Here is a 7,150-nt window from a genome sequence, read left to right on the forward strand (position 1 = left end):
TAAACAAACCTTTAAAGCTGGTTTGGCTGCCAGTATAAAGAACAGCAAACAAAATTATGAATATCTTAAGATTTCTTTTAAGTAGCTTTTTATGGGCTATGGGTGGAATTTTTGTATTAGCAATCTATGCGTATAGTGAACTAGTCTATTTGATTTTTATTTGCATTGCAATAGTAGGATTAACCATCTACTACAGAAAATCCATAATAAAAATGTACGCAGAAATCTTTAATGAGTTAGGAATCAATAAGTATGTTATACAAATTAAAAATCTAAAGAAATACAAAGAACCTATTTACAAACTAATCAATACAATAGGTCTATGATGATTGTTTTTTCTCTATCTTTGCTAAAGACATCAGCAAGATAGCTATATAAAATTAGAAAATAAATAGTTATGGAAACTAATCAAACATATCAAAATGAACTTGGTTCGGCTATGCTCCCATTTGTTATGAGAGAATTGGTTGATACAGTCATGAAAAGAAAAACGCTACCTTTAGAAGATGCGTTATACTATATATATTCTTCCAATTTGTACAAGGCATTATTGGACGAGAATACAAAACTATGGTATTCAAGTACATTATCACTTTATGAAGCATTAGAAAAAGAGAAAACAGAACAGAAGAAAGTACAAAAGGACAATCCAAAGATATTGCTTTTTCAAATGTTTTGTGCTGAAAATTACAGGGAAACTAAAAATATAAGTGCTAAAGAAACTCTTTTGCTGTTTTCCAATCATGGCGTTTTTGAATTTCTATATGAAAATTTTGAAATGCTGCACACACAAGATACAGAGTATATATTAGATACTATAATAACTTATATCAATAAAAAGGCATGAAACTATATCACGGCTCAACAGTTACCGTCAAATCCCCTAATATACAGAAAGGGCGTAAAGCTACTGACTTTGGAAAAGGATTCTATACGACAACTAATTTTGAACAGGCTAAGAAGTGGGCAATACTCAAAAGAAATCGGGAACATGGTAAAAAAGCGGTCGTTTCAGTTTATGAAGTCCCCGATAATATTCTTGATAGAGAGTTTTCAGTCCTTCGATTTGATGGGGCTACAAAAGAGTGGCTGGAGTTTGTAGTTAATAACCGTAGAGGAAAAGGAAAAAACAGCTATGATTTAATAATGGGACCCGTTGCCAATGACCAGTTATATGCAACAATCCGGCTTTATGAACAAGGTGTTGTTACGGCTGATGCAGCGATTGAAATGCTAAAGACCCATAAGCTTTTTAACCAACTTTCATTTCATACAGTGAAAGTTATTCCATTATTAAAATTCACAGAATCTATTGAAGTATAAATCATAAAACTATAATGAACCATGAATAAAGAAATGAGCTTGGATGTTGCGCTCGACATTATCGGGACACTCCGCATGATGAAGATAGATGAAATATCAGAAGAGAAGGATGAAAACAGAAAAAAAATACTGCAAAAAGAACTTTCTGTTCTCAACACAGAAGAAAAAATAGCAAATGGATTGTTGCAGTTTGAAGTTTCTGAAAATGTGCGCTTATCAGTCATGGATAAGATACAAAACTATTACGCACCTAAATTGAAAGCATATTATGCAACGCTATGAAGTAGAAGCCATCTTTGAACAAAAAAAAGATGGCTTATTTGAGGACATCAATATATCATCACAAAAGCCTATTGCTATAATCTTAGGTGGACAACCAGCTTGCGGAAAAAGCACTCTTATAAATGTTGCAAAGAAAGACCATCCTAACTTAGATTTTCTCACTGTTAATGGTGACCTTTACAGACAGTTTCACCCCAATAAGGAACTAATAAAAGACCCTATTAAATACCCCATTGAAACCCAGATTTTTTCTAGCGTTTTTACAGAAAAACTAATAGAAGAAGCCATTAAACGGAAATGCAATATTATTATAGAAGGAACTATGAGAAATCCAGATGTACCTTTAAAGACAGCACAAAAATTTAAAGATGCAGGATTTAGAGTTGAAGCATATATTATTGCAGCCCCCAAGGAGTTTACCCAACTAGGACTTTACAACAGGTATCAAGAAGAAGTACTAAGTAAAGGACAAGGACGATTAGCCGATATTGATTCACATAACAAAGCCGTAAATGGACTAATGAAATCTGCAAATCAATTATACAGTGATAAGGCTGTAGATAAGATTTCTATCCACACCTACTTAGCGAAAGAAAGAATTAAAGATTTCAATCTAGTAAATGGTGAATGGAGTTGCAAAAGTATGCCATCTATTTTTATAGATGAAAGTCGTTCAAAACAGATGAAGAATAAAGAAATACTTAACACTAACATTCAAAGAGGAAAAGAGCTTATTGAATCCGTAACGAATCCTGAAGTAAAAAAAGGAATGAAAGAAGCTCTGTCACAACTTCAATCTTCACTAGAAAAAGTTCAAAGACAAGAAAAAGGATTAAAAAAAGGTTTCTTCTGATTCTTCCAAAAAGAGAGGACTGGCTTTTCCAATCCTCTTTTTCTATTTATTTGCGTCTTAATTCATTATCTATTTGCTGTGAAATTTGTCCTTTAACGGTTCTGATTACCTCATTAATATAATCAAGAATTGGCTTAGGGTCTATAGTTTTATCTTTGTATTCCATTTGAAAATGTAAGTGTTCTCCTGTGCTGCGCCCGGTACTTCCACTAATGCCTATTGGTTGCCCAGCTTCAACAGCTTGTTTCGCATTTACAAGCACACTGTATAAATGCCCATAGATAGAAGTAAAATCACCATGACGCACTTCTACATAATTGCCCAACCCTTTATTTTTTCCTGTTTTTACAACCATTCCCGGCATTATCGAATAAACATAGTCGTTGTTGCCTTTAAGGTCTATCCCTCTATGATTTGCTATTTTTCCAGTAAATGGGTCTTTTCTTTTACCATAATGGGAAGTTATCACCATTGAATCAATGGGCAAAGATAAATACCTTCTTTGCTTCCAGTATGCAAGTCGTTCTGTAGTCAAAGCATCATTGACGACAACAGCCTTTTCTTTTTCTTCTATCAATTTATTTTCTGTCGTTGCTAATACAGGTTCCGCTTTAGGAATATCCTTTTTCTGTAATACCGTATTAAACTGACAGTAGCCATTCACTGAAAAAAACAATGAATAAGTAAAAAACATGATAAATTTATTCTTCATATTGATATTTTTATTACTTTTGGGCAAAAATATACATTACATGGATAAAAAGCAAGCTATTTTTAATGAAAATGATATTCCATATAAAGAATTAGAACTAATAGGAATATCAAAAAAACAGATATGGTCTTTGGATAAGGCAAATATCACAGCTCTATTATCTGGAAAGAGAACCAGTTTACTAGACCTTTCTTTTCACGATAATAATGGAGAAGAAATAAGTATGAAAGGAAAAATAAGTTTGTACTGGAAAGATAGCAACAATGCTGGCGTTAAAGTTCATCCAGTCAGACCAGAAATAATGAATGATATAAACCTTAAACCAAAGGAGTTAGAACGACTTCAAGATAACGAGATAATAACAAAAACTATTAACAATGAAAAATATCTCGTACAATTAGACCCTGAAACAAACGAATTGCTTAAAACAAAAATCAAAAGTATTTCAATACCTTCAAACATAAAAGGTGTTGAGCTGGATAAGCAACAAAAGGAAACTCTAAAATCAGGTAAGGAATTAATTTTGAATGTTGACAAAGAAAAAATTGCCATAAGATTAGATTTAAATAATCCAAGAGGAATAAAATTCCTAGACTTCGAGCAGAAACAGAAAATAGCTTATGACCGGCATAACCCACAAATTATAGGAACTATTCATACTGATAAAAACAGAAATGAATATATAGAATACATGAAAGGACAAAAAACAACACTTGGAAATGAATCGCAATCTAAAGTAGAACATAAATTCAAATTATAAAATGGAAGAAAAGAAAAAATTTGAAGCTTTGCAATATAGTTATGAAAATGCCGGACAATTCCGAGCAATAGCAGCAATTCTTGGATATTCAGAAGAATATCGGAATGGTGATATTACCTTTTCCAAAGGTAATGAAACATATACTTATCCACTGAATACACTTAAACTTGGCAATTTAGGAGATAATAGAGAATCTTTATTAGAGCAATCTAAAGAAAGAATAATCAGTTTCTTTGATAAAGAACAAGCTAGCAATAATTTCCAAGAATATAGCCAATATTTACGAGAAAACCATAATGTTGCAATTATAAAATGGGATGATATAAAACAAGGTACTAACAAGAATGAAGGATATAAAGACGGATTTACAGTCATTGACCTTGAAAATAAAATTGCATATAAAGGAGAAGACCTTTATCGATATGCTTATGAACAAAACCAAACCCTAGATGGTAAAGGTTCATATGTTGATATAGACTGGAACAAGTTTAATGAAGTAGGAGTTAAACCGGAAAATTTAAGCCCCGAAGATATTGCAAACATCAAAAATGGGAAAAAAACAGGTATGCTAAATTTTTCCATTGAAGATACTCCCGGTAATAGAACACTTCTAGACAATGAAAAAGTGTCTTATAAAACAGAAAATGGAAAACTCCATTTTGAGGGGAAAGCAACAACTCTTAAATATATAACAGCCGAGAATACACCTGAAAATAAATCTAAATTAAAAACCAACGAAATTGATTTCAAAGAAGAAGGTAAACGCATCAAAATTGATGGTATCAATGCTAGAAAACTAGCAATCGCAGCTATTACAGTAGTTTACCCAATCGCTGGGATTGCTATCTTGCTCATTCCTAAACGACAAGAAATAAAAAATGATTTATCCTTTACTAAGGATGAAATAAAAGCCCTAAAAGCTGATAATGTCGTAGTAAAGACTAATTCAAAAGGAGAAAGAACATTGCACCAACGTGACAAAGATACTAATGAGATAGTATCAATAAAAGCAAAAGACATTCATATTCCCCAAAAACTTGGAGGAATAGAGCTTACTCCTATGCAGCAAGAAAATCTCAAAAATGGAAAAGAAATTACCATTGTAAACGAGGAACTAAACAAAGTTGCAAAAGTAAAACTAGATTTGAATGCCAGAAATGGATTATCAATCAAAGATGCAAATACTATAGAAATTAAAGCGACTGAAAAGAAAGAACAAACAATAGGGAAAGAAAGATATATATCTGATAAAGAAAGATTAGAGTTTGTAGCCCAAAAAGGAGCTAAAGGGATTGATGAAATTTTTAAAGATAAACCCACCGAAATGGCTGCCTTTTTAGAGAAATATAAACTTTCTAAAGATTATGCTTCTTACAAGGAAGTAGAAAAAACATATTCCAGCTCTAGGGAAGCTACTAAACAAACTGTCGGAGAACAAATATCTACCCAAATGGATAAAATAGATAGTTCTATTAAAGCAACAGCGAAGCAAGAAGCATCTATTCTCGGATATGGTAGAACCTACGGAAAAAATAATGATACTCCAACAATGAAACTATAATATTATGCTAACATTTGACGATTATAAGGCTAAAATATCCATCATTCAAATACTTGAAGATTTAGGATATAAACAAGACATTAGCAAAGGAAAGGTTTCGCCTGTTTTTAAACTGACAGACGGAGCAGGTAACAAGTTGGATGAAATCATCATCAAGAATCCTCATAGTGTACAAGAACACTACTATGATAGGAATTATAAAGGTGGAGATTTAATTCAGTTCATCAAAAATCATATTAACGACTTCCCACAATTCCAACATCAAAATACATTTGTGCGAATCAATATGATTTTAGGACATTACGCAAATGAGCCTTATAGTCCTAAATATGAAGCATTCAAAGTTGTAAAAGCAGAAAACAAATCTTTTGACAGAGATAGATATAAAGAATTTCCTACTACACTCGCTGATTTAAGATTTCTCACAAATGAAAGAAATATAAATCATCAAGTCGTAGAAAAGTTTCTACCATTTATCACAAGGGTTAAAGACTTACAAGGAAACGGCAATTATTATAATATAGGTTTTCCCTATATTAATCCAAAAGATAAAGACAACAAAGTAACAAATTACGAATTAAGAAACTATGGATTCAAAGGAATGGCTGCCGGAGGTGATAAAAGTAACTCGCTTTGGATTGCTGATTTTTGCCCACACCCCCAAATGGCAAAACATATATACTTTGCAGAATCCGCTTTAGATGCTATGAGCTTCTATCAGCTCAATGCTAACAAAATCAAATTAGAAGAAAGTGTTTTTTGTAGTGTAGGAGGGTACATTTCAGTTAATCAAATAAAAAACACTTTATTGCGATACCCACAAGCTAAAGTACATACCTGTTTTGATAATGATTTAAACGGTAATTTGTATGACATTAAAGTGTCTGGAATCATTAGTAATACAGAAATGACAATAAAAGAAAATAAAGATGATGTGCTGTTTAAAACTAAGGGTAGAGAATTCACTATTAACAAAAATGACGTTTCACTAGAAAGTTTTAGGGAAAAAAGCAAAATAATAGCTCCTATGATTTCTCATAAAGCAGAAAAAGCAAAAGATTTCAATGAAATTCTAATGAAACAACATGAACAAAAAAAAAGTATTAAGTTATGAATGATGGAACAAACATAGCTTCTGATGATATTATATTAAAGCCTAAATTCCGATATTGGTTAATGAAGAATTTCCTTTTAATCACATTAGCGATTTTCGTATTCATTTTTAGTAAATATATAAGAGAACATGAATTATTAAAATTTATCAGTGGAACGATATTAGTATTGTTGATATTTATAATTTTCTACAGATATATTTCAATGTTACTTTGTACAAAATGGATTATAACTAGAGAGCAAATAAAAATATATCAAGGAGTGCTTTCAAAAAGGATTAACTACATAGAATTATATCGGGTATATGATTATGAAGAAAAGCAAAGTTTTATCCAGTCTTTAATAAACAACACCAATATCTACATTTATTCTGGCGATAAATCAACACCAGAACTACTGATGAATGGTCTTAAAGCTAATAGTGATATAATTCAAACCATCAGAAATAGAGTAGAAGAACAAAAAAAGAAAAAAGGAATATATGAATTTACAAACAGATAATGATATGAAAAGAGTGCTTTTATTTTTTTCCCTAATGTTACTGTT

Annotated in this window: 9 protein-coding genes; 8 read left to right on the plus strand and 1 reads right to left on the minus strand. The window is 31.5% G+C overall.

From position 1 onward, the window contains the following. Positions 1-397: 397 nt before the first annotated feature. Genes KTR07_RS27445 through KTR07_RS27460 form a run of 4 tightly spaced genes read left to right on the plus strand, consistent with a single transcriptional unit; the run spans position 398 to position 2,458 of the window. The gene (locus KTR07_RS27445; RefSeq protein ID WP_004295329.1) at positions 398-847 is read left to right on the plus strand and encodes a DUF3791 domain-containing protein; all 450 of its coding nucleotides are present in this window, start codon (positions 398-400) and stop codon (positions 845-847) included. Next, positions 844-1,323 carry a DUF3990 domain-containing protein gene (locus tag KTR07_RS27450; protein WP_005647329.1) on the plus strand — a complete coding sequence of 160 codons (480 nt, stop codon included), beginning with the start codon at positions 844-846 and terminating at the stop codon, positions 1,321-1,323. Before KTR07_RS27445 ends, KTR07_RS27450 begins: the two co-directional genes overlap by 4 nt. A gap of 21 nt (positions 1,324-1,344) precedes the next feature. Then, complete coding sequence (locus tag KTR07_RS27455) at positions 1,345-1,605, plus strand: hypothetical protein (protein ID WP_005647331.1); 261 nt, start codon at positions 1,345-1,347, stop codon at positions 1,603-1,605. Continuing rightward, the gene (locus KTR07_RS27460) at positions 1,592-2,458 is read left to right on the plus strand and encodes a zeta toxin family protein (protein ID WP_008765240.1); all 867 of its coding nucleotides are present in this window, start codon (positions 1,592-1,594) and stop codon (positions 2,456-2,458) included. The genes KTR07_RS27455 and KTR07_RS27460 overlap by 14 nt, the downstream gene beginning before the upstream one ends. 46 nt (positions 2,459-2,504) lie before the next feature. Here KTR07_RS27460 and KTR07_RS27465 read toward each other — a convergent pair whose 3' ends face one another. Next, complete coding sequence (locus KTR07_RS27465; RefSeq protein ID WP_007559149.1) at positions 2,505-3,170, minus strand: M23 family metallopeptidase; 666 nt, start codon at positions 3,168-3,170, stop codon at positions 2,505-2,507. Positions 3,171-3,210: 40 nt separating this feature from the next. Between KTR07_RS27465 and KTR07_RS27470 the strand changes: the two genes are divergently transcribed. Genes KTR07_RS27470 through KTR07_RS27485 form a run of 4 tightly spaced genes read left to right on the plus strand, consistent with a single transcriptional unit; the run spans position 3,211 to position 7,105 of the window. Next, on the plus strand, positions 3,211-3,930 hold the full coding sequence (locus tag KTR07_RS27470; protein ID WP_029425721.1) for a DUF4099 domain-containing protein: 720 nt from the start codon (positions 3,211-3,213) through the stop codon (positions 3,928-3,930). 1 nt (position 3,931) lies between these two features. Beyond that, positions 3,932-5,491, plus strand: coding sequence for a DUF3945 domain-containing protein (locus KTR07_RS27475; RefSeq protein ID WP_217315559.1), 1,560 nt, complete (start codon positions 3,932-3,934; stop codon positions 5,489-5,491). A 4-nt stretch (positions 5,492-5,495) separates the two neighbouring features. Continuing rightward, the gene (locus KTR07_RS27480) at positions 5,496-6,605 is read left to right on the plus strand and encodes a toprim domain-containing protein (protein WP_007559154.1); all 1,110 of its coding nucleotides are present in this window, start codon (positions 5,496-5,498) and stop codon (positions 6,603-6,605) included. Further along, the gene (locus KTR07_RS27485) at positions 6,602-7,105 is read left to right on the plus strand and encodes a PH domain-containing protein (protein WP_005647342.1); all 504 of its coding nucleotides are present in this window, start codon (positions 6,602-6,604) and stop codon (positions 7,103-7,105) included. The genes KTR07_RS27480 and KTR07_RS27485 overlap by 4 nt, the downstream gene beginning before the upstream one ends. Positions 7,106-7,150: the final 45 nt, after the last annotated feature.

Origin of the sequence: Bacteroides sp. MSK.20.82 (assembly GCF_019052485.1) — a bacterium.
Lineage (GTDB): Bacteria > Bacteroidota > Bacteroidia > Bacteroidales > Bacteroidaceae > Bacteroides > Bacteroides thetaiotaomicron.